The organism is Providencia rettgeri (assembly GCF_001874625.1).
Taxonomy (GTDB): Bacteria; Pseudomonadota; Gammaproteobacteria; order Enterobacterales; family Enterobacteriaceae; genus Providencia; species Providencia huashanensis.
This window is the reverse complement of the sequence record NZ_CP017671.1, coordinates 4652162-4672452: the sequence shown is the minus strand read 5'-3', so window position 1 is coordinate 4672452 and position 20291 is coordinate 4652162. Positions and strand designations below refer to the sequence as shown.

Sequence of the window (20291 nt, the reverse complement as noted above, 5' to 3'; positions counted from 1 at the left end):
TAAAATCAAATTTCTATAACTAGATAGCAATTATTTTTGCACGCTTTGTGGTGGCGTGTGGTGCGTTTAAATCGCTATTTGATGGGGGTAATTTATTGCGGATTCGTCTTGGTGAGTTAGGTTTGATATAATACAGTGGGGTCCTATTATTATTTAGGGCATCGAGATCACCTACCTACGGGCAAAAAAATACCGCCTCAGTGGGCGGTATCATTGAATTTACGCGTGATATTATTCGTCGTCTAAGTCAAGAGAATACTTTTCAAACTTTATAATTTCCCCACCAAACCAATCATTCAATTGCATCATCTTACTTTGTAACGGCATCAACTCATTGCGCACAAATACTTTTGCCGCTTTCTCAACATCACCAAAGCCGCCCACATTTTCAGGAATGATCCCCATGATTTGCGGTGGCACGCGGTGTGCCGCTAACATATCGTCACGACTTACATTTTTAATATTAAGGAATTCATCTTTTGCGGCAGCTTCGGAAAGCGGAATAGTTTGGATGCCGTCTTTCTTTCCCCCTGGTGCGTACAAAAATAAATTGCGAAAGTTCCCTGGTCCTTTACTGCTTTTGAGTGCTTCACGAATTTTATCAACATCATCGGTTTTTTGTGCTGCATCACTGATATACAGAATATAACCGGCATGCGAACCATTGAGATAATATTTACGGCGAAATAGTGTTGCCGATTCATTGAGCAGTACGGACGGGATTGCCGCGAGATATTCAGGCAAGCCGTATAACTCTTGGTTAATATCCGGCTCAATCAAGTGAAACACTTTACCCGTTTGAAATTCATACGGTTTAATATCGTATCCGTATTGCACAAACCAGTAAGTTTCTAAGTCAACACCGCGGCGGGTAAACTTAGCCGGCGAATGTTTAAAATTCAGCGACTGCCCCAGACGGTTATTTCGTTCTTCAAGATATCCATTACCAAACAGTAAAAAATCTAATGCCCAACTATCAAACGTCTGACGACTTAAATATTTATTAGGAATAAAGGTACTGGTGAGAATATTACGTTTTACATAAATTGCGCTGCTATGGTGTGGGGCTGCGCGGAACGTGCGCGCAAGGCCATTAAAACTAATTGGCGGCTCATAGTAATTATCAATTTGCACACATTCCAAATAATCAAAAATTTCACGCTTATCAAGTACGGGGATTGGATCACCGAAAGTGAATGCTTCCATTGATGCGCTGTCGGTTTTTTGCGCCAGTGTTTGTGATTGGCGTTTTTTATTTTTACGGCTCATTAAAAGACCTCGACGATATTATGTTGATTGTGATTTTCACCGGTGATCGGTTCGTTATAAAGGGCGTGCATGGTTGCCCATGCTAAATCTGCGTGGCTGGCTTCTTCGCTGCGGTCAGCTTCATAAGTTGGGCGGTTACCACTGGCGGTAGTGGCACGGCGAATGGCCATAAAAGATTGCGTGATATCATTACTACCCGCGTCATATTCCAACCGGTCATTGCTAATCACGTCATAAGCTTTAAGCACCAATGCATTTTTTAAGGCAGGGTTATAGACAAATTCTTTTGCAGCAGGGAAAAATTCCCGCACATTTTGCAGGACACCATGGCCAATACCTGTGGAATCAATCCCGATGTATTGCACGTTGTAACGCTCGGTGAGTTCTTTTATCGCGTCCGATTGCGCGCGAAAATCCATGCCACGCCATTGATGATGCTCAAGTATGCGAAACTTACCGCCTTTGTGTAGCGGTGGCGCAATCACCACGCAACCCGCACTATCTCCGTTTTGAGTACCTTTCGCGGGGTCATAACCAATCCAAACAGGGTGATAAGCATAGGGGCGTATCATTAACGGCTGAACGTCGTCCCATATTTCCCAACTGTCCACCATGCATTTTTGCATTAACTGCAAATTAAAGATGGATGCAATATCATCGACAAACTCACACATCAGCAAGTTTTCGAATTCATCAGGACTATATTCTAAATAGAGTTGATCAATATCGAATAAATTACACCCGCCCCGCATGGCATCTTCAATCGTGACAATTTGCCGCCACTGACCATCCCCACACATCATGCCATTCACTAACGCTTGATGGCTGATATCGACCTCAACGTGATCGGCCTTACGACGACCACGATTAAAGAGCTTTCCAGACCAGAACGGATACGCGCTGTGTGTTAATGCGGATGGGGTCGAAAAGTAGGTTTGACGCCATTTTTTGTGCATGGCCATACCGGAGGCGACTTTGCGTAATTCTTGGAATTTGGGTATCCAGAAATACTCATCAAGATACAAATTACCGTGGTAACTCTGCGCGGTACGGGCATTGGTGCCAAGAAAATACAGTGTTGCGCCATTAGGCAAAACTATCGGATCACCTTTTAAGTCAACATCAACCTCTCGCGCCATATCAATAATGTAGCCTTTGAATACGTGCGCTTGGGCTTTACTCGCCGATAAAAATATTTGGTTTCGACCGGTAATGAGTGCATCCATAAAGGCTTCACGAGCGAAAAAGTAAGTTGCCCCGATTTGGCGTGATTTTAAGATGTTACGAATTCGGTGCTTATGGCCGGCGCCGTACCATGCTTTCTGGTACTCAAACATATTTTCACGAAAGATTTCTTCCAGCTTTTCAATCTGCTCTTCGCTAAATAAATTCTTCTCAGGGGCGCGGCGTTCACCTTTATTGCGATTGGCCAGTTTCGGGTTCAAATCAACCTCATTGCCGCCGTTTTGGTACTTGTGAATTTTGGCATGCCGCTCTACTTGGCGATAAAGTAAGTCGATTTCTTTAAAGTCTTTCCCCTCTTTATTTTCTTTACTCAATAGCGTACAAAGTCGCATCTCCAGCGTCATTTCCACGCGATCAATGGGGGTGATTTCATCCCACTTATCGCGGCGTTTCCAACTGTGAATTGTCGCGGCCTTTTCCTTGAGAGCCTCGGCAATACGCGCGATGCGATACCCACTAAAGTACATGTGCATGGCGCGTTTTCTTGGGTCAAAATCGTGTAATGTTTTCATATCGCCAGATTACTGGCTCAGACGCCCAATCGCCCCGAGCTGCCATTGTGCCATTTCCCACACAATGGCAAAGCATTGTTTCTTAGCCCTCATCCCTGAAAACATAGGCTCATTATTTTTTTATTTACGCATGAAATTTATCTACGTATGAAATTTAATTGCCGGAGCCTGAGCAATGACAAAAAAATCTAAACCTGTGCGCCTTTGTGTTGAGGGAGCCACAACCGATGGACGTAAAGTGCAGCGCCAATGGCTCACTGATATTGCCAAAAATTACGACCCATCCGTTTATGGTGCTCGGATCAACATGGAGCATCTAAATTATGAATGGATGCCGCGCTTTGGTGATGTGGAATCTGTTTACACAGAAGAAATCAGTGAAGGTGCTCTGAAAGGAAAACTTGCTCTATACGGGATTTTATCACCAACAGATTCATTAATTGAGATGAATCGTAAGCGTCAAAAGGTTTATACCTCCGTTGAAATTAACCCTAATTTTTCCGATATGAATTCGGCCTATTTGGTGGGCTTAGCTGTCACGGATAACCCTGCCAGCCTTGGCACGAGCATGTTGGAATTTAGCGCGGGTGCAGATAAAGCCGCGACTTTCTCAGAACGCAAGCAAGATAAAGATAACGTCTTTACGGCGGCGGAAGAAACGGTGATTGAATTTACCGAAGAAGAAAACAAACCAGAAAAACCCAGCTTGAAAGATCGCATCATGGCGAAATTCAGTCGCGAACGTCAGCGCAATGATGTTGAACTCAATGACATTCACCAAGCGGTAGAGCTTTGCGCGGAAGAGCAAACCGAAACTGCACAAAAGCTGACTCGACTTGAAACACAAGTCAAAGCGTTATCGGGTATCAAAAAAGAAAATGAAACCCTGCGCAGTGAGCTGGACCAACTCAAAAAAGATTTGAGCCAGCAAGATAATCAGCAACACCGCCCCACGTCTTTTGGTGGCAATACAACCAACACTGAAAACCTGACTGATTGCTAAACGGGAAAAACAATGAGAAAAGAAACAAAAGTTAAATTTAACGGTTACATGACCCGTCTAGGTGAGATTTACGGTGTTCAGCCACACGAATTCACAGATTCAAAAGTGGAAATTGAGCCTTCGGCAGCCCAAAAACTGGAAAGCAAAATTCAGTTAAGCGCCGTCTTTCTGACCAAAATTAATATTGTGCCTGTCAAAGACCAAGTGAGCGAAAAAATCGGCCTCGGCATTGGCTCAACGGTTGCCGGCACGACGGACACCACCAAACAAGACCGCGAACCGACTGACCCAACTCAATTGGCCAAACAAGGGTATCACTGCCGCCAAACGAATTTCGATACCGCTATTCGTTATGAAAAACTGGACATGTGGGCGATGTTTGAAGATTTCCAGCGCCGCATACGTGATGCCATTATTCAGCGTCAAGCTCTTGACCGCATTATGATTGGCTTTAACGGGACACATCGTGCTGCAACTTCAAACCGTGAAGTCAACAAGCTACTACAGGACGTAAATGTTGGTTGGTTACATAAAATTCGCCTTGAAGCCCCTGAACATGTTTTAGGTTCTTCAACCGATAAAGACACCAACCAAATCACCCCTGAGCCTATCAAAGTGGGTAAAGGTGAAGAGTATGAAAACCTTGATGCACTGGTTATGCAAGCCGTCGACCACGCCATTTCCGAAGTCTATGCCGATGATACCGATTTAGTGGTTATCTGTGGTCGCTCATTATTAGCCGATAAATATTTCCCAATCGTCAATCGTGATCAAGCCAATACCGAGGCGTTAGCTGCGGATGTGATTATCAGCCAAAAACGCCTCGGTGGATTGCCGGCGGTACGTGTTCCCTATTTCCCGAAAAATGGAATGCTTATCACACGATTAGATAATTTATCTATCTACTGGCAAATCGAATCACGCCGCCGTCAAGTGGTAGACAATGCCAAACGTGATCGTATCGAAAACTACGAATCAGTGAATGAAGATTACATTGTTGAAGATTACGACTGTGTGGCGTTGATTGAAAACATTGAGCTGACGTCTGGAAAACCGGCAGAGCCTACTGAGCCGGACGAAGTAAAAGACGCGCCAACCGGAGAATAAGCTGTGAATCCGTGGGAACGAAAACGCATGCAGGTTGAAGCCAAGAACGTCAGCGACTATGGCGTTCTTGCTGACCCCTCGGCAGCAACACAAGTCAAATTGATGTTGCGCCAACACATGCGGGATTTAGGTAAAACCCAATCATTTGAACGCAAAGCCGCGTACAAACGTAAAGCCTTACCGCTATACGAAACGTGGATCACTGAAACATTAAAAGGCAATTCAGGCGTTCAAGATGATGTTTTGATGTACCTGATGTTGTGGAGTTTTGACGCGGGTTTGTACGCGCAAGGGCTAGATATAGCGGAGTATGCATTAAAACACAAGCTCGCCATGCCGTCAGGCCAATCCCGCACAACCGGTTGTGCTATTGCCGAAGAAATGGGGGATAGAGCCAAAGAAGCCTATACCGCAAAAAATCCCATTCCATTGGATATCTTGCAGCGCACCATGGCATTAATTGAGCATGAAGATATGCCCGATAAAGTCCGCGCCGAGCTACATAAATGGCTCGGTTACAGCTTGCGCGATAATGATTTTCCGCAACCGGCTTTATGTGAATTAATGCGTGCCCTTGAGCTCAATGAGCGCAGTGGGGTTAAGCAGGACATTAAGAATATTGAAAAGTTTTTGTCAGCAAAAAACAGGGCTGATGAATAAAGAACGTGCCAACGCGCAAGGCGGCGCGAGATAAGAAATTTATTTTTCGGACTCTCGCCCACCGCCTACCTATTTTTAAGGTGACCTTATGGATTTTGTTTCACCCGAACCAGCTAACGAAAAAGACGAAACAATCACCAGTGGTGATTTTTGGCCTGTGATTAATACCCGCGCATTTCGGGAATCAATGCGAGTTGACGGTACGGTCACCCAAAGCCGATTAATTGAAGCCTTAAAAAACGCCATCATCGAAACCAACCGTGAATTATCCCGCTTTCAACAGCAAGAAATCCACTTGGGCTATACAACGTTAGGCGCGGTTCCGGCCAGCAAAATTACGCATGGGGAGATTGACGTATCGGAATTAGTGATCCTTTATCGCCGTGCCGTATTCAGCGCAGCAAAAGCAAACTTAATCGAACGTTACCGCGATATTGATACAACCCCCAACGGTAATAAAAAAGCCGACGCCCTTGAGCCCAATATTGATGATTTACAGCGCGATGCGATTTGGGCAATTCAGCGCATCAAGGGAACGACACACAATATTGTTGAATTGATATGAAAATCAGAACGATAAAAGGTGACACCATAGACGGGATATGTTGGCGATTTTACGGCAGAACGACAGGCATGACCGAGGCTGTTTTGTTAGCGAATCCCAATCTTGCCGAACATGGTGCCGTGCTACCTGCGGGGCTATTGATTGAGTTACCTGAAATTACCGAAGAGCCGGTACAGCCACTTATACAGCTATGGGATTGATACATGTTTGATAAAGATCCGAACAGTTTCGGTATCGCACAGTGGTTATTAATGCTCTTCATTTCAATGTGGGGAGGTGTTGTGAGATACATCATTGACGTTAAAACGAATAATGCCCCGTGGAGCTGGTTTGCGGCTTTTATGCAAATGGTCGTTTCCGGCTTTGTCGGGTTGTTAGGCGGATTGCTCTGTATTGAGGGAAATCAGAGCATTTATATCACCCTATTCACCACCGGTGTATTTGGTGCGATGGGAAGTATCGGACTTTCCTATTTATGGTCACGCTTTACTGGAGGAAAACATGTCTAACGTACCACGCGGCATACGCAACAATAATCCGGGCAATATTGATTATAACCCGAGAAACCCATGGCGAGGGGAGCTGGCCTTTGACCCTAGCATTGAGCCCCGTCATAGCCGTTTTGAGAAACCTGAATACGGTATTCGCGCATTATTCAAGCTTTTGCGAACCTATTCAACCTATGCAGGAAAACAAGGGGTTGGTTGCGGCAAAATTGATACGGTGGAAGAAATTATTGAACGTTGGGCGCCGGCAAAAGACCGTAATAATACAGAGGGTTATATTAATCGTGTCTGTAAAGAAACGGGCTTTGGTCGTCGTGATTGCCTTGATGTTTATGACAAAGAAACGGCATTCAAAATCGCTAAAGCGATAGTCCATGTTGAAAATGGTCAGCAGCCATACAGTGATGAGCTGTTTGAAAAAGCGTGGGCGATGTTGTGATGTTTGAACCCAATAATGCGAGACGAAAAGCTTATGTTTAATATGAAAAAGTGGGGAATCGCTTTCGCATTATTCCTTGTCGTCGGTGTCATATTCGCCGGCTGGCAAGGTCTCAAAAAAATAGACCAGCTCAATGAACGAGTCGGCATACTCACGGCAGAAAACCAACAACTTTCGTTAGACGTTGATAAAAAAACCGCACTGATCACTGACCAATCATTAAGTTTTCACCGTGCAAATCAAATCGCGGGTGATGCCTATCGTCGCGGTATTATTCAACGCGCCGCCGCCGAGGAAAGAAAAATTGAATATAAAACCCTTCTTAAAAACGAGCCAACGTGTGATTTACCTGTGCCTAAGTATCTTGCTGATCGGGTGCTCGACAACACCTACCGTATCCGTGCAAACGCAATGCGTTCCCATTCCGAAAACACTCACCCAGCAAGTACCACCGCCTCTACCGGACGGGTTCTAACTTATTGCGATTTGGCTTTGATGGTTGACCCTTTACTTGCAGCCTTAGAAACCGCCAATATTCAACTAAGTGCGATTGAGCAATTTGATGAGGAACGGAACCGTGAAAAAGCTCATTAACTTACGGGAATATTTAGACAGCAAAATTCCATTTCTCAAAGATAACCCCGAAAATTTATACTTGTTCGTTGAAAACGGGCGGATTATTTCCACGTTAGAAGAAACGCCCAGTTTTGAATATGAATACACCGCTAATATTATTATTGAGCGTTATAGTGGTGACCAAAATGTCTTAATTGCAGTAGTCAATGATTGGCTAAGAAAAAATCAATCCGATATTTCAGCGAACCCCGCAAAGCGGCAACAAGATTTTAGATTTGAAGCGGTGATTTTAGATAACAAAACCGCCCACATCAGTATTGATTTAAATCTCACCGAGCGTGTATTAGCGATTGATAACGACGGCAAATATGTGATTGAGGCTACCCCTGAGCCGGCCAACCCGTTTAATGAATGGCCAACGACACGATGAATGATGATACTTTGCGTCAACTTGACAGTGAATTAACGCATTTATTAACTCGCATGTCGCAAGGCCAGCGCCGGCAGCTCGCCAAAGAAATCACTCGCGATTTACGCCGTTCTCAAATTAAGCGCATTTCACAACAAAAAAATCCGGATGGCAGCCCATACACCAAACGCAAAGCGAATTTCATCACGGTACAACGTGAAATCCAATTTATGTGGCACGGTCAAAAACGTACCTTACGGAACTGGCGAGGTAATAGCAAAACAATCACTGGCCAAGATGCGAATAAAAAAGCCCAGCGCTCATTTCGTAAATCAGATATTCAGCGCTATATCAGTATCAAGAAAGATAAAATCAGTACAGAGCGCAAAACCAAGCAAACCCGCATGTTTAAAAAACTGGCCACCGCCCGTTTTTTACGCGCCTATAATAGCGATAAAGAAGCCGCTATTTATTTTTTACCTTCCGCAGCAAATATTGCCGGTGTACACCAATTCGGTTTAACAGAGCGTATTGGTAATGCAAAAATAACCTATCCATCACGCCAGTTGTTAGGGCTCACTCCGCAAGAAATCAGGCATATTGAAAGTCAGATTATTGATTTCCTCTCACGATAATGTGTATCACTGACTGCACAAAAGGCAGTAGCTGCAATCAATACACTATCAATGGCACGCTTAAGAAAATCATTTTTTTGAGGTTGTCATGCGCAAATTTATTCCGCTTTTACCTGTGGGGCTTTTTATCTTTATTTCAATTCTGGCCATTAGTGTTGATGACTATAAAGTCGTTGCAGGTGCAGAGGTCGTTAGAATTCTTGTGAATATCTACGTGATAGCAATATTTTTCTCTTTTAGCCCTAATTTAGAAAGTGGCTCTCATTCTTGTACATTAAAAGGAATAACGAAAAGTCTAATTCCTTTTAATCTAAATATTTACCGGTTAGTCATCGTATTAAACGTTATCGCTGCATTCCTATTAATTGTTACCAAGCAATGGATTTCTATTCCATTGCTCATAGTCTGGTTTGCTTATCAGTACTGGTTTAGAAAAACAATTTTATCAGCCATTAACTCCGAGGCTTGATATTTAATGTCTGCCGAGATTCGTCGCTTAATCAGAAACATGATCCGCATTGGTATCGTGACAGATGTGAATGCCAAGAAAGGCTGTCGCGTACAAATTGGAAACTTAGAAACCGACTGGCTAAATTGGGTCACCTTACGTGCTGGTAGTACTCGCACCATGAATGCACCTAGCGTGGGTGAGCAAGTCCTTATTCTTGCTTTAGGCGGCGAACTTACCACGGCATTTGTGCTAACCGGTATCTTTTCCAATGAACACTCAGAACCAACCGACTCCATCACAGCGGACCATCGTACTTATTCAGACGGGGCAATCATTGAATATGAACCCGCTACCGGCGCACTGAAAGCAACAGGAATTAAAACGGCCAATATTGAAGCCAGTGAGCAAGTTAGCGCTACAACAAAAGTGGTTATCGTCAATGCAAGTAAACAAATTAACCTCACTACTCCAAAGGTGATTTGCTCACAAAACCTCACCTGCGCCACGCTCAATGTCACCGAGGGCGGTGAAATGACGGGTAATTTTACACACACCGGCGGAGCGATTAAATCCAATGGTATTACGTTACATGATCATACACATGGCGGTGTACGCAGTGGTGGCGAATCCACAGGAAAACCCCAATGAGATATTGCGGTATGAGTCGAGAAAATGGAAAGTGCCTTTCCGATATTGAGCATATACGCCAATCCGTGCGCGATATCTTGATCACGCCTATTGGCTCACGCATCGCACGGCGAAATTATGGTTCGCTATTATCAGAACTTATCGACCAGCCACAAAATCCCGCGCTGAAATTGCAGTTAATGTCAGCGTGCTACACCGCATTGTTAAAATGGGAGCCCCGCATTTTATTAACTCGCATTAGCCTAAATAGCACCGAGGCTGCGCAGATGATTGTGGATATTGAAGCCACAAACCAAGACACCAATCAGTCACTTAATTTTTCGGTCAATGTGAGGTAGCGATGGCAGCCAGTATTGATTTAAGTTTATTACCCGCACCGGATGTGGTCGAAACGTTAGATTTTGAAGTGTTCTTTGCCGAGCGCAAAGCCGCACTAATTGGTGCGATGCCAGCAGAACAACGGGAAGCCATCACTCGCACCTTAGAATTGGAATCTGAGCCGTTAACCAAATTATTGCAAGAGAGCTGCTACCGTGAATTGATTTTACGTCAGCGCGTTAATGAAGCGGCTCGCGCAAGTATGGTGGCCTTTGCCACCGGTGCCGACCTTGACCAACTCGCGGCTAATAATAATGTTAAACGCCTGATGTTATCAGCCGGCGATGAAAACGCTATCCCACCCATTGCACCGGTGTATGAGTCCGATTCCAATTTACGCATGCGTATACCCGCCGCTTTCGAAGCGTTAAGCGTAGCTGGCCCGATTGGCAGTTATGAATATCACGCACGGTCTGCCGATGGTCGGATTTCTGACGCTTCTGTGATTAGCCCATTACCGGCTCATGTCACGGTTACTGTTTTATCCCGCGAGGGGAACGGCAGCGCACCGGCTGATTTAATTGAGAAAGTCGATATTGCCTTAAACGATGAGGATGTAAGGCCAGTGGCTGACCGTGTGACTGTGCAATCAGCAACCATCGTTAACTATGAAATAGACGCAGTGATTTACTGTTATCCCTCACCTGAATACGAGCCGATTATGGCGGCGGCAGAGGAACAAGTGAAACGCTATGCGACACAGCAGCACCGGTTAGGCCGTGACATAGTGCTCAGTGCTATTTATGCCGCGCTGCATGTGCAAGGTGTGCAACGCGTGAAACTGAAAAAGCCGGTAGCGGATATCAAGCTAGATAAAACACGGGCCAGCTTCTGCACACAAATTAACGTGGCACTAGGGGGCTCAGATGAATAATCGTTTATTACCTGTCGGCTCATCACCGTTAGAGCTAGCGGCGGCTGAGTCACTGGCACAAATTGAGCGCGTGCCTATTCCTATTCGTGAACTTTGGAACCCTGATAAATGCCCCGTGCATTTGCTGCCGTATCTGGCGTGGGCGTTTAGTGTTGACCGATGGGATAAAAACTGGACGGAGAAAGCCAAGCGGGATGCCGTGAAAGCCGCCATGTTTATTCATAAACACAAGGGCACGATTGGTGCATTGCGCCGTGTGGTTGAGCCATTGGGTTATTTAATCCGCGTGATTGAATGGTGGAAAACCAACGAAACCGCCGGCACGTTTCGCCTTGATATCGGGGTTCTTGAAACGGGTATCACCGAGGAAATGTATCAAGAGTTAGAAGCATTGATTTTTGATGCAAAACCGGCGAGCCGTCATTTAGTCGGGCTCACTATTCAACTAGAAACCCGCGGTGAATTCTATTGTGCGGCATCCAGTTACACCGGTGATTCATTGACTGTTTACGCGTATACACCGCCTTTAATTTCTGTTTCTGGCCTTGATGTTCAAGGCGCGGCTATTCACTTAATTGATGAAATGAGGATTAATCCACAATGAAATACTTCGCCTTACTCACAAAATTAGGTGAGAACTTATTAGCCCAAGCGACAGCGCTAGGCACAAAACTTGAATTAACACATATGGCAGTGGGCGATGGTGGCGGGAGTTTGCCAACGCCGGACACCAATCAAACTAAATTAATTGCTGAAAAACGCAGAGCCGCCATTAACACATTATTTATTGATGATAAAAATAAAAATCAAATCATTGCTGAACAAATTATTCCTGAACAGGATGGCGGTTGGTGGATACGTGAGATTGGGTTATTTGATAAAGCCGGCAATTTAATTGCGGTAGCAAACTGCCCCGAAACGTACAAGCCACAATTAGCGGAGGGCTCAGGCCGTACGCAATCTATTCGAATGGTATTGATTGTCAGCCACACTGAATCCGTCACATTAAAAATTGATCCGTCAGTTGTTCTGGCAACTCGTGAATATGTGAATACTGAAATCACCGTGCTGGACAAAAAAATTGATGCACTATCAGCACAAACCAAACTGGATTTAAATAAAAAATTCGATAAAGCGAATATTTCAGGTGTTAAAGGCAATGATAACGACAAAGTGCCTAGCCTGAATTTGCTTACGACTGAGATTGGAAAATTACCGACAAAAGCAGACCTTCAAAATATCACATCTCAAACTATCTTCGCTAGAGCTGAAGCAATACCACAGAATGCAGATTTAAATGATTACACAAATGCAGGTTTGTTTTACCAAGCTTCGAGTAATCCTGGTGCAAATGCAAAAAACTACCCACCGAATAGTTCCGCAGGCTCGCTTGAGGTTGTAAGAACGGGCTCAACAAGCGTTAAGCAAGTTTATACAGATTGGTACGATAAAAAGACGTATACAAGACGCTACAACGGTGGAAATAAAACGTGGGCGGATAAATGGGATGAAGATTACACAAAGCTAAACCCCCCAACAGCTGCCGAATTAGGCGTGTATAGTACCCAGCAAGCTGATGATAAGTTTCAACCTAAAGGAAATTATCAACCCGCAGGGAGCTACCAGCCGAAAGGTGATTATGTCGATAAGACGGCAACATATGAACAGGTTGTTAAAGGCCCATTGACCGCAAACAGCGCTATGTACATAACAAGTGACGGTGTAGGCAGTGATTTACTGTCACTTGTTACATGGGGCGGCAGGTTTGGACTAAGAAAGCGTGTGAATGGTAACTACGGTGGTACAGTCGAAGTACCTATGACAGGTGGAACAATTGCGCTTGTCGAGCAGACAATTGGAATTAACCAAACGTGGAAAAATCTCACAAGTTCACGAAGTGTTGGTGTGTCTTATACAAATACGTCTAACAAACCAATTTTAGTGGTATTGACGGGGCAAGGCGAAGGTGATAATTCAGCAAAAATTGCTGTTGATAATGTCACGGTTGCAATTCTTGGGGGGATTAAAATCTACTCAATCAATCGTGGAGTATCATTTATCGTGCCACCGGGAAGTAAATATCTTGTTGAAAGTACGGCAGTCATTGCAGTATGGAGCGAATTATCATGAATCACTACAGAGATAAAAAAAATGGTCAAGTCTATGCGTATGATGAGCAGCAGCTTGCTACAGTTGCTAGAATGGGGCAACTGGAACAGCTCATTCAAGATATTGAGCCACAATACATCGCAGCCCGTAATAATGTCTATGATGCATCGAATACGCTTGAGCAATTGAAAACCCAACTTAATAATGCTGTAGAGAATGAAGAGTCTGAGGATGTCATTTTAACGCTAACAAATGATGTTGATAACGCGATAGAAACCTATAATCAAGCAATGGCAATATTTGCTCCAATTGAGTCCGAATACCAACCTTTGAGAACAGAATATGACGCTATTTTGCCTGTTTTTTTTGAAGTACGCGAAAATATCAGCGTAATGAAAAAAATGACAGAAAAAGAAGTTAATGCGTATTTGAATCCTCCTGTTTCAAAAGAGCAATTAATCTCAGAAGCTGAACAGAAAAAACAATCACTTTTAGTAGAGGCGAATAATGCAATTGCACCATTACAAGATGCTGTAGATTTGGGCATGGCAACTGACGAAGAGAAATCACAATTAACAGCGTGGAAAACATACCGTGTCTTGTTAAACCGTGTTGATACTTCGCTAGCACCAGATATTGATTGGCCTGAAAAACCCGAATAACATTAATCTACTCTGAGCCCCAATTAACGGGGCTTTGCTATTAAAGTGTACACAGAGAATCACTCATATCAACATTTGATAACTGCTCCCGCCAATATCCGAATATTCAGCATAACCTATTAAAAATGTAATAAGTTACAGTTTCTATTTTTTACCGCAGCACTTTTTATATTTAAGGCCACTGTTACATGGGCAACTATCATTTCTACCAATTTTATTCCGCATTAAATGATTATATTTAAAATAAGATGATATATGATTAAGAGATGGTGATTGGTTTAATACCATACGACCAATATAAACACTGCCGCCACCGACTCCTATTGCTAGTGAATTATTGGTAATCTGGATACCAACTTGGCAATCACTTATATTCATAGCCGATGATGTCAAACATTGACCATTTTTGGTGTTTATTTGTAAATCTTCGTTTTCATTACACTTTATTTTACTACCACGATGGGTCATCTCTAGTTTTTCAACAATTAAACTGTGAGGGGCTTCCGTACGTAATATTAACGTAATATCCCCACGTTGTTTCCTAATTGTTATTTTTTGACCAACGACTTCAACATCCCAATTTGAAGTCGTTGTAATCCACTCATTATCAATTATTTTTAAAATTTCATGCCCATTTCTATCTGCAATAAATGCATTTATCCGAAAGGGAGCACCTTCACATTCAGGTGTTTTAATAGTAAAAATTGATTCCCCGTCAATTTCAATTAAAGACTCCACATTTTTACATATTAAAGTACCTATTTTGATAGTAGGCTCTACTAATCCTAAATCGAATGGGCCAAATGAAAAACCTTGTTGTCTACAAATAGGCTTAATAGAGCGAAGTTTTATAGTTTCTTTTGAAAGGATTTTTCTAGTTACTCTATCATGACAGCCCCCACATAATAGAACTATATGTTCAGGATTATGTTCTATAGCTTCAGCGAATGTGGGTTCTAAGTGCTCATATTGATAGACTGCATTTCCACAATTTACACACCCAAACCCACATCGTTGCCTCACTTCTCTCTTAATGGCTGCTGGAATAGTATCTGTCAATCCATATTTGTTTTTTCTCACGCTACTTTCCTTAAAAATTCTGATTCCTGCGCTACTTATATAAATGTATATTACAACATAGCATTGAATTCATTTTATGTACTTTTATTGCAAGATATCTAATTATATCGGCTTTGTTTCATCCCTCACACAATCCCCATTCCGTGCATTTACATTAACCCCAACCCAAAATTGAGCTATTGCAAAATAGAGGACGCTAGTAATGGCTCAAGATTATCACCACGGCGTGCGAGTGATTGAACTCAATGAAGGCACGCGACCTATTCGCACCATCAACACCGCCATTGTCGGAATGGTGTGTACTGCTGATGATGCAGACACAAAAGCCTTTCCACTCAATACCCCTGTTTTAATTACAGATGTGAAAAATGCGGCAGGTAAAGCCGGCGAAACTGGCACGCTTGCACGCTCATTGGATGCTATCGGTAACCAATCAAAACCGGTTACCGTGGTTGTACGTGTTGAACAAGGGGAAAGCGAAGCAGAAACCACATCCAATATTATTGGTGGCACCACGCCCGATGGCCGTAAAACTGGCTTGCAGGCATTAACCGTGGCGCAAGGCCGTTTAGGTGTTAAGCCTCGTATTCTAGCCGTACCAGCTCATGATACACAGGCGGTTTCATCAACACTCGCCGGTATCGCGCAAAAAATGCGTGCCATGGCTTATATTAGCGCCTATGGCAGTAAAACTATTTCAGATGCCATTGATTACCGTAAAAACTTTAATCAACGTGAATTAATGTTGATTTGGCCTGAATTCCAAAGTTGGGATACCGTCGCGAATGCAGAGAGTAATATCTACGCCACCGCGTGTGCCTTGGGTTTGCGTGCCAAGATTGATAATGAAATTGGCTGGCATAAAACCTTGTCTAACGTGGGTGTTAATGGTGTCACGGGCATTTCTGCCGATGTGTCATGGGATTTACAAGACCCTGCCACCGATGCCGGCTTACTTAACGAAAACGATATCACCACGCTAATTCGCAATAACGGCTTCAAGTTTTGGGGCTCCCGTACTTGCTCTGATGACCCGTTGTTTGCCTTTGAGTCCTACACCCGCACCGCACAGGTGTTATCCGACACCATCGCCGAGGGATTGGACTGGTCAATTGACGGTACGCTCAATCCCTCACTGGCTCGTGACATTATCGAAAGCATCAATGCAAAACTGCGCAGCATGACAACGCAAGGCTATTTGTTAGGCGGTGAATGTTGGTTCGATCCAGACGTTAACACCAAAGAAGAGCTGAAAAGCGGCAAGTTATACATTGATTATGACTATACAGCCGTACCCCCACTGGAAAACTTACTGTTGCGTCAGCGTATCACCGACCGCTATTTATTGGATTTTGGCTCAAAAATTAAGGGGTAATCATGGCCTTACCACGCAAACTTAAAGATTTAAATCTGTTCAATGAGGGTGAAAACTATATGGGGCGTATTGAAGAAATCACGCTACCGAAAATCACCCGTAAATTTGAAACCTATCGCGGCGGCGGCATGAATGGTGGCGTCAAAATTGATATGGGGTTAGAAGATGATGCTCTCTCAGCTGAGTTAACGTTTGGAGGCTTAGAAGCCCAGCTCTATAAGCAGTGGGGGATCACTCAAATTGATGGCGTGATGTTGCGCCTTAATTGTGCTTATCAACGCCAAGATACTAAAGAATACACCGCCGTTGAGGTCGTGTTACGTGGTCGATTCAGTGAAATTGACTCCGGTAATGGCAAGGCCGGTGAAAACACCCAAGTCAAAGCGCCTTTTAATGCCACGTATTACAAACTGATTTGGGATGGTGAAACACTCATTGAGATTGATTTACTCAATATGATTGAAAAAGTTGATGGTATTGACCGCTTAGAAGAACAACGCGCCGCATTAGGTTTATAGGAAAAGTAAATGACTGAACCAGTAGAAAAAAATCAAATCACCGTCACGCTAGATGAACCCATTACGCGTGGAACAACCACGGTAACAGAGATTGTGGTACGTAAACCCAATTCTGGTGCATTGCGTGGTGTTCGTTTAGCCGCACTGATGGAAATGGATGTGGATTCGGCGATGTTGGTATTACCCCGCGTCACCGCACCGGCATTGACGAAACCCGAATTAATCATGATGAACCCTGCGGATATGCTGAATTTAACCAAAGAGCTTGTGCTTTTTTTGTTACCGAAGTCGGTGACTATGGATTTCCAGAACGATTAACCGTCAATGACTTAGTGGCAGATATTGCCACTATTTTTCACTGGTCACCCGCTGTCACCGATGAATTTTCCCTAACCGAATTATTAGAATGGCGTTATCACGCCCTTAAACGTAGCGGTGTAGAAGATGAGTAAAGATTTACGTTTACAGGTGATTTTAAGCGCCGTTGATAAATTCACGAAACCGTTTAAGAGCGCCCAAGCGTCGAATAAAAAACTGGCGGAAACCCTCCGCCAATCTAAACAACAACTCAAAGAGCTCAACAACCAAGCCAAGCAAATTGACGGGTTTAAGAAAACCAAGCAATCCCTTGATGCAGCAAATAATGCCTACCAACAAGCCACCGCCAAAGTTAGCCGGCTCGCACGTGAATTATCCAGCGTTCAAAATCCCACGAGGGCCCAATCACGGGAGCTTGACCGCGCAAAAGCGGCTGCTGCAAAACTCAAAGCTGAAACCGGCACACTGAGTGCCTCATTGCAGCGCCAACGGGAAGCGTTAAAAGGTAGTGGGATTTCAACGCGCCAATTGAGCCAAGCGCAAGTCAAATTAAATAGCGATATTGCCAGCACAAGCCGGCGATTACAGCAACAAGAGCAGCAACTAAAGCGGGTAGCCAACCAAGAAAAGCGAATGTCTGCGGCAAAAAATAGCTATCAAAATGCCATGGGAGTACGTAATAAAATGGCCGGTAGCGGCGCGGGTATGCTTGCATCCGGTGTGGGGCTAGGTTATGCGGCTAAAAAAGTCTTAGTACCAGGCTATGATTTTGAAATTGGCATGTCGAAAGTGCAAGCCTTAACCCGCCTTGATAAAAATTCTGACGACTACAAGATGTTAAGGGAGCAAGCGCGAGACCTTGGGGCAACAACCGCATTTACCGCTAATGAAGTTGCACAAGGCCAAGCGTTCTATGCCATGGCTGGTTTTAAGCCAGAGCAAATTAAAAATGCGATGAAAGGTACATTATCAATGTCACTCGCTGGAGACATTGACTTAGCCACTACGGCGGATATTGGATCTAACATCTTAACTGGCTTTAAACTGAACTCGAATGAAATGAATCGGGTTAGTGACACGTTAGTAGGGGTGTTCACTCGCGCTAATGTTAATTTAGCTATGCTAGGCGACACAATGAAATACGTTGCCCCACCGGCAGCAGGATTAGGTGTTGACTTAGAAACCGCAGCAGCAGCAGCGGGTAAACTTGGCGATGCAGGTATACAGTCGAGCATGGCTGGTACTAGTTTAAAATCTATTTTTGGGAGACTAGCAGCCCCGACGTCAGAAGTATCAAAGGCTTTAAAAGAAATAAATTTAAAAACAACCGACTCAAAAGGAAACTTTAGAGAATTTACTGAAATTCTTGTCGAACTGGACAAAAAAACAAAAGGAATGGGTAATGCTAAGCGCGCTGGATTGTTTAAAAAACTAGCAGGGGAGGAAGCCTTTAGCGCCTTAATGGTTTTAACCGATCAAGCGTCCACGGGATCTTTACAGCAATTAATAGCTGAGCTTAAGGCCGCAAAAGGCGAAGCTGAAAAAGTTGCAAATGTCATGACAGATAACCTTGATGGTGACTTAAAAAACTTAACCTCGGCTTATGAAGATGTAGGAATACAAATTTTTGGCGGTGCGGATAGCCCTTTGCGGGATATCACTAAACGAGTCACAGACCTCATTTCGAAGTTTGGCCAATGGGCAAAGAAAAACCCTGAACTGGTCAAACAAATCACCATGATCACATTGGGGTTAGGTGCGGTGCTGGCCGTTGGTGGCGGAATCACATTGATGATTGCGGCATTAATTGGACCACTCGCCATGGCGAAATTAAGTCTGTCCGTATTAGGTATCAAAGGCAGTGGTTTTCTATCATTACTCATTAAGCCTATTAAGTTAATTGGAACGGCATTTATGATGCTAGGCCGTGCGCTATTAGCTAACCCGATTATCTTAATTATTACCGCCATTGCTGGCGCGGCTTACCTGATTTATAAATATTGGGATAAAATCGTACCTTTCGTGAAAAATTTATGGGAGGGAGTTAAGAATATATTTTCCGCTACATGGGTATGGATCAAATCTTTTCTTATGAAGTGGACAATTGTCGGTATCATTGCTCCTCATTGGGATAAAATCACCAACTATGCCAATGTCGTTTGGGATGCGGTCAAACAAACGTTTTCTCAATTTTGGGAATGGGCCAAATATTTTATTTTGAATTGGACAACACCAGGGCTGATATACCAACATTGGGATAGTATTGTTGCTATTACGTTAAGCATGTGGACTACTATCAAGAAAACCATATCTGACAAATGGGATCAGATTGTCGCGGATGTTAAAGGCTTACCGGAACGCTTTAAACAAATTGGCGGTGAGATCATTGATAGTTTGAAAAACGGCATTCTGGAAAAATGGGAATCACTGAAAGCCCAATTTGCCGAACTCAAGCAAATGGCAACAAACATATTGCCCGATTGGATGCTTTCGGATGAAACCAAAACTGTCCGCGCCATGTCACAAGTGACCGTTATTCAAGCCGGTATGAAAAGTGCGGGCATGTTCGACAATGGCGGATTTATTCCACGTGGACAATTCGGCATTGCGGGGGAATATGGACCCGAGCTTGTTAATGGGCCAGCTCATATCACTAGCCGGAGAAAAACCGCTGCACTGGCTGCGGCAGCATTAACCCTCGGCTCTATGACAGCGACAGCAAAACCCATCCATCCTTATGCTTTACCCGCAAATAGCTATCAATCCGCGCCAACAACCATAAACCAAAGCAATCATGCGGCAAATACTGCGCCGATCACTATCAATGTTTACCCATTACCGAACCAGTCAGCAAACGATATTGCTAGAGAAGTCGCTAAACAATTAGAGCAAAACCAACGGCGTGAACAGGCAAGACGACTGAGTCGGTATCAAGACAGCGAGGACGATTAA

Annotated in this window: 25 protein-coding genes; 22 read left to right on the top strand and 3 right to left on the bottom strand. The window is 43.9% G+C overall.

The features are described from left to right. Positions 1-231 precede the first annotated feature (231 nt). Together RB151_RS21735 and RB151_RS21730 are read right to left on the bottom strand one after the other, a co-directional pair. A complete protein-coding gene (locus RB151_RS21735; protein ID WP_071548745.1) occupies positions 232-1269 on the bottom strand; it encodes a phage portal protein in 1038 nt (345 codons plus the stop codon). Beyond that, positions 1269-3026 (bottom strand): terminase ATPase subunit family protein, encoded by a 1758-nt coding sequence (locus RB151_RS21730; protein ID WP_071548744.1) that lies wholly within the window; start codon positions 3024-3026, stop codon positions 1269-1271. Before RB151_RS21730 ends, RB151_RS21735 begins: the two co-directional genes overlap by 1 nt. Positions 3027-3201: 175 nt before the next feature. Between RB151_RS21730 and RB151_RS21725 the strand changes: the two genes are divergently transcribed. The 17 genes from RB151_RS21725 to RB151_RS23930 all read left to right on the top strand — a co-directional run bounded on the left by RB151_RS21725 (position 3202) and on the right by RB151_RS23930 (position 14048). Beyond that, the gene (locus tag RB151_RS21725) at positions 3202-4029 is read left to right on the top strand and encodes a GPO family capsid scaffolding protein (RefSeq protein ID WP_071548743.1); all 828 of its coding nucleotides are present in this window, start codon (positions 3202-3204) and stop codon (positions 4027-4029) included. A gap of 12 nt (positions 4030-4041) precedes the next feature. Next, complete coding sequence (locus RB151_RS21720; RefSeq protein ID WP_071548742.1) at positions 4042-5136, top strand: phage major capsid protein, P2 family; 1095 nt, start codon at positions 4042-4044, stop codon at positions 5134-5136. Between the two features lie 3 nt (positions 5137-5139). Beyond that, positions 5140-5796, top strand: coding sequence for a phage terminase small subunit (gpM, locus tag RB151_RS21715; protein ID WP_071548741.1), 657 nt, complete (start codon positions 5140-5142; stop codon positions 5794-5796). An 88-nt stretch (positions 5797-5884) separates the two neighbouring features. Then, on the top strand, positions 5885-6361 hold the full coding sequence (locus tag RB151_RS21710) for a head completion/stabilization protein (RefSeq protein WP_071548740.1): 477 nt from the start codon (positions 5885-5887) through the stop codon (positions 6359-6361). Further along, positions 6358-6561, top strand: coding sequence for a tail protein X (locus RB151_RS21705; protein WP_071548739.1), 204 nt, complete (start codon positions 6358-6360; stop codon positions 6559-6561). The genes RB151_RS21710 and RB151_RS21705 overlap by 4 nt, the downstream gene beginning before the upstream one ends. Positions 6562-6564: 3 nt before the next feature. Next, positions 6565-6870 carry a phage holin family protein gene (locus RB151_RS21700; RefSeq protein ID WP_036962068.1) on the top strand — a complete coding sequence of 102 codons (306 nt, stop codon included), beginning with the start codon at positions 6565-6567 and terminating at the stop codon, positions 6868-6870. Next, the gene (locus tag RB151_RS21695; protein ID WP_036962066.1) at positions 6863-7306 is read left to right on the top strand and encodes a structural protein; all 444 of its coding nucleotides are present in this window, start codon (positions 6863-6865) and stop codon (positions 7304-7306) included. The genes RB151_RS21700 and RB151_RS21695 overlap by 8 nt, the downstream gene beginning before the upstream one ends. Positions 7307-7339: 33 nt before the next feature. Beyond that, positions 7340-7900, top strand: a complete 561-nt coding sequence (locus tag RB151_RS24510; RefSeq protein ID WP_233618439.1) for a DUF2570 domain-containing protein — start codon at positions 7340-7342, stop codon at positions 7898-7900. Continuing rightward, positions 7884-8312, top strand: coding sequence for a phage tail protein (locus RB151_RS21685; RefSeq protein ID WP_036962064.1), 429 nt, complete (start codon positions 7884-7886; stop codon positions 8310-8312). Before RB151_RS24510 ends, RB151_RS21685 begins: the two co-directional genes overlap by 17 nt. After that, positions 8309-8926: a phage virion morphogenesis protein gene (locus tag RB151_RS21680; RefSeq protein ID WP_071548738.1), complete on the top strand. Its 618-nt coding sequence runs from the start codon at positions 8309-8311 to the stop codon at positions 8924-8926. The genes RB151_RS21685 and RB151_RS21680 overlap by 4 nt, the downstream gene beginning before the upstream one ends. Positions 8927-9014: 88 nt before the next feature. After that, on the top strand, positions 9015-9395 hold the full coding sequence (locus RB151_RS24505; protein ID WP_071548737.1) for a hypothetical protein: 381 nt from the start codon (positions 9015-9017) through the stop codon (positions 9393-9395). 6 nt (positions 9396-9401) lie between these two features. Then, positions 9402-10025 (top strand): phage baseplate assembly protein V, encoded by a 624-nt coding sequence (locus tag RB151_RS21670; protein ID WP_071548736.1) that lies wholly within the window; start codon positions 9402-9404, stop codon positions 10023-10025. Next, positions 10022-10363: a GPW/gp25 family protein gene (locus tag RB151_RS21665; RefSeq protein ID WP_036962053.1), complete on the top strand. Its 342-nt coding sequence runs from the start codon at positions 10022-10024 to the stop codon at positions 10361-10363. The genes RB151_RS21670 and RB151_RS21665 overlap by 4 nt, the downstream gene beginning before the upstream one ends. A gap of 2 nt (positions 10364-10365) precedes the next feature. Continuing rightward, a complete protein-coding gene (locus RB151_RS21660; RefSeq protein WP_071548735.1) occupies positions 10366-11277 on the top strand; it encodes a baseplate assembly protein in 912 nt (303 codons plus the stop codon). Then, on the top strand, positions 11270-11881 hold the full coding sequence (locus RB151_RS21655) for a phage tail protein I (protein ID WP_048606836.1): 612 nt from the start codon (positions 11270-11272) through the stop codon (positions 11879-11881). Before RB151_RS21660 ends, RB151_RS21655 begins: the two co-directional genes overlap by 8 nt. Further along, entirely contained in the window at positions 11878-13407 is a 1530-nt protein-coding gene (locus RB151_RS24500; protein WP_227528853.1) for a phage tail protein, read from the top strand. Before RB151_RS21655 ends, RB151_RS24500 begins: the two co-directional genes overlap by 4 nt. Continuing rightward, positions 13404-14048, top strand: a complete 645-nt coding sequence (locus tag RB151_RS23930; RefSeq protein WP_071548734.1) for a tail fiber assembly protein — start codon at positions 13404-13406, stop codon at positions 14046-14048. Before RB151_RS24500 ends, RB151_RS23930 begins: the two co-directional genes overlap by 4 nt. Before the next feature lie 144 nt (positions 14049-14192). Here the strand turns inward: RB151_RS23930 and RB151_RS23540 are convergent, their stop codons facing one another. Next, positions 14193-15128 (bottom strand): SEC-C metal-binding domain-containing protein, encoded by a 936-nt coding sequence (locus RB151_RS23540; RefSeq protein WP_071548733.1) that lies wholly within the window; start codon positions 15126-15128, stop codon positions 14193-14195. Positions 15129-15330: 202 nt separating this feature from the next. Between RB151_RS23540 and RB151_RS21635 the strand changes: the two genes are divergently transcribed. The 5 genes from RB151_RS21635 to RB151_RS21615 are packed head-to-tail and all read left to right on the top strand — an operon-like array spanning position 15331 to position 20291. Beyond that, complete coding sequence (locus RB151_RS21635) at positions 15331-16503, top strand: phage tail sheath protein (protein WP_071548732.1); 1173 nt, start codon at positions 15331-15333, stop codon at positions 16501-16503. A gap of 2 nt (positions 16504-16505) precedes the next feature. After that, a complete protein-coding gene (locus tag RB151_RS21630) occupies positions 16506-17021 on the top strand; it encodes a phage major tail tube protein (RefSeq protein WP_071548731.1) in 516 nt (171 codons plus the stop codon). A 9-nt stretch (positions 17022-17030) separates the two neighbouring features. Then, a complete protein-coding gene (locus RB151_RS21625) occupies positions 17031-17339 on the top strand; it encodes a phage tail assembly protein (RefSeq protein ID WP_036962040.1) in 309 nt (102 codons plus the stop codon). A 14-nt stretch (positions 17340-17353) separates the two neighbouring features. Then, the gene (locus RB151_RS21620; RefSeq protein ID WP_036962273.1) at positions 17354-17473 is read left to right on the top strand and encodes a GpE family phage tail protein; all 120 of its coding nucleotides are present in this window, start codon (positions 17354-17356) and stop codon (positions 17471-17473) included. Continuing rightward, a complete protein-coding gene (locus RB151_RS21615; RefSeq protein WP_071548730.1) occupies positions 17466-20291 on the top strand; it encodes a phage tail tape measure protein in 2826 nt (941 codons plus the stop codon). Before RB151_RS21620 ends, RB151_RS21615 begins: the two co-directional genes overlap by 8 nt.

Coding starts and splice junctions, on each gene's coding strand:
- RB151_RS21735 (WP_071548745.1), bottom strand. CDS start 1,269: ATGAGCCGTAAAAATAAAAAACGCCAATCACAAACACTGGCGCAAAAA.
- RB151_RS21730 (WP_071548744.1), bottom strand. CDS start 3,026: ATGAAAACATTACACGATTTTGACCCAAGAAAACGCGCCATGCACATG.
- RB151_RS21725 (WP_071548743.1), top strand. CDS start 3,202: ATGACAAAAAAATCTAAACCTGTGCGCCTTTGTGTTGAGGGAGCCACA.
- RB151_RS21720 (WP_071548742.1), top strand. CDS start 4,042: ATGAGAAAAGAAACAAAAGTTAAATTTAACGGTTACATGACCCGTCTA.
- RB151_RS21710 (WP_071548740.1), top strand. CDS start 5,885: ATGGATTTTGTTTCACCCGAACCAGCTAACGAAAAAGACGAAACAATC.
- RB151_RS21705 (WP_071548739.1), top strand. CDS start 6,358: ATGAAAATCAGAACGATAAAAGGTGACACCATAGACGGGATATGTTGG.
- RB151_RS21700 (WP_036962068.1), top strand. CDS start 6,565: ATGTTTGATAAAGATCCGAACAGTTTCGGTATCGCACAGTGGTTATTA.
- RB151_RS21695 (WP_036962066.1), top strand. CDS start 6,863: ATGTCTAACGTACCACGCGGCATACGCAACAATAATCCGGGCAATATT.
- RB151_RS24510 (WP_233618439.1), top strand. CDS start 7,340: ATGTTTAATATGAAAAAGTGGGGAATCGCTTTCGCATTATTCCTTGTC.
- RB151_RS21680 (WP_071548738.1), top strand. CDS start 8,309: ATGAATGATGATACTTTGCGTCAACTTGACAGTGAATTAACGCATTTA.
- RB151_RS24505 (WP_071548737.1), top strand. CDS start 9,015: ATGCGCAAATTTATTCCGCTTTTACCTGTGGGGCTTTTTATCTTTATT.
- RB151_RS21670 (WP_071548736.1), top strand. CDS start 9,402: ATGTCTGCCGAGATTCGTCGCTTAATCAGAAACATGATCCGCATTGGT.
- RB151_RS21665 (WP_036962053.1), top strand. CDS start 10,022: ATGAGATATTGCGGTATGAGTCGAGAAAATGGAAAGTGCCTTTCCGAT.
- RB151_RS21660 (WP_071548735.1), top strand. CDS start 10,366: ATGGCAGCCAGTATTGATTTAAGTTTATTACCCGCACCGGATGTGGTC.
- RB151_RS21655 (WP_048606836.1), top strand. CDS start 11,270: ATGAATAATCGTTTATTACCTGTCGGCTCATCACCGTTAGAGCTAGCG.
- RB151_RS24500 (WP_227528853.1), top strand. CDS start 11,878: ATGAAATACTTCGCCTTACTCACAAAATTAGGTGAGAACTTATTAGCC.
- RB151_RS23930 (WP_071548734.1), top strand. CDS start 13,404: ATGAATCACTACAGAGATAAAAAAAATGGTCAAGTCTATGCGTATGAT.
- RB151_RS21635 (WP_071548732.1), top strand. CDS start 15,331: ATGGCTCAAGATTATCACCACGGCGTGCGAGTGATTGAACTCAATGAA.
- RB151_RS21630 (WP_071548731.1), top strand. CDS start 16,506: ATGGCCTTACCACGCAAACTTAAAGATTTAAATCTGTTCAATGAGGGT.
- RB151_RS21625 (WP_036962040.1), top strand. CDS start 17,031: ATGACTGAACCAGTAGAAAAAAATCAAATCACCGTCACGCTAGATGAA.
- RB151_RS21615 (WP_071548730.1), top strand. CDS start 17,466: ATGAGTAAAGATTTACGTTTACAGGTGATTTTAAGCGCCGTTGATAAA.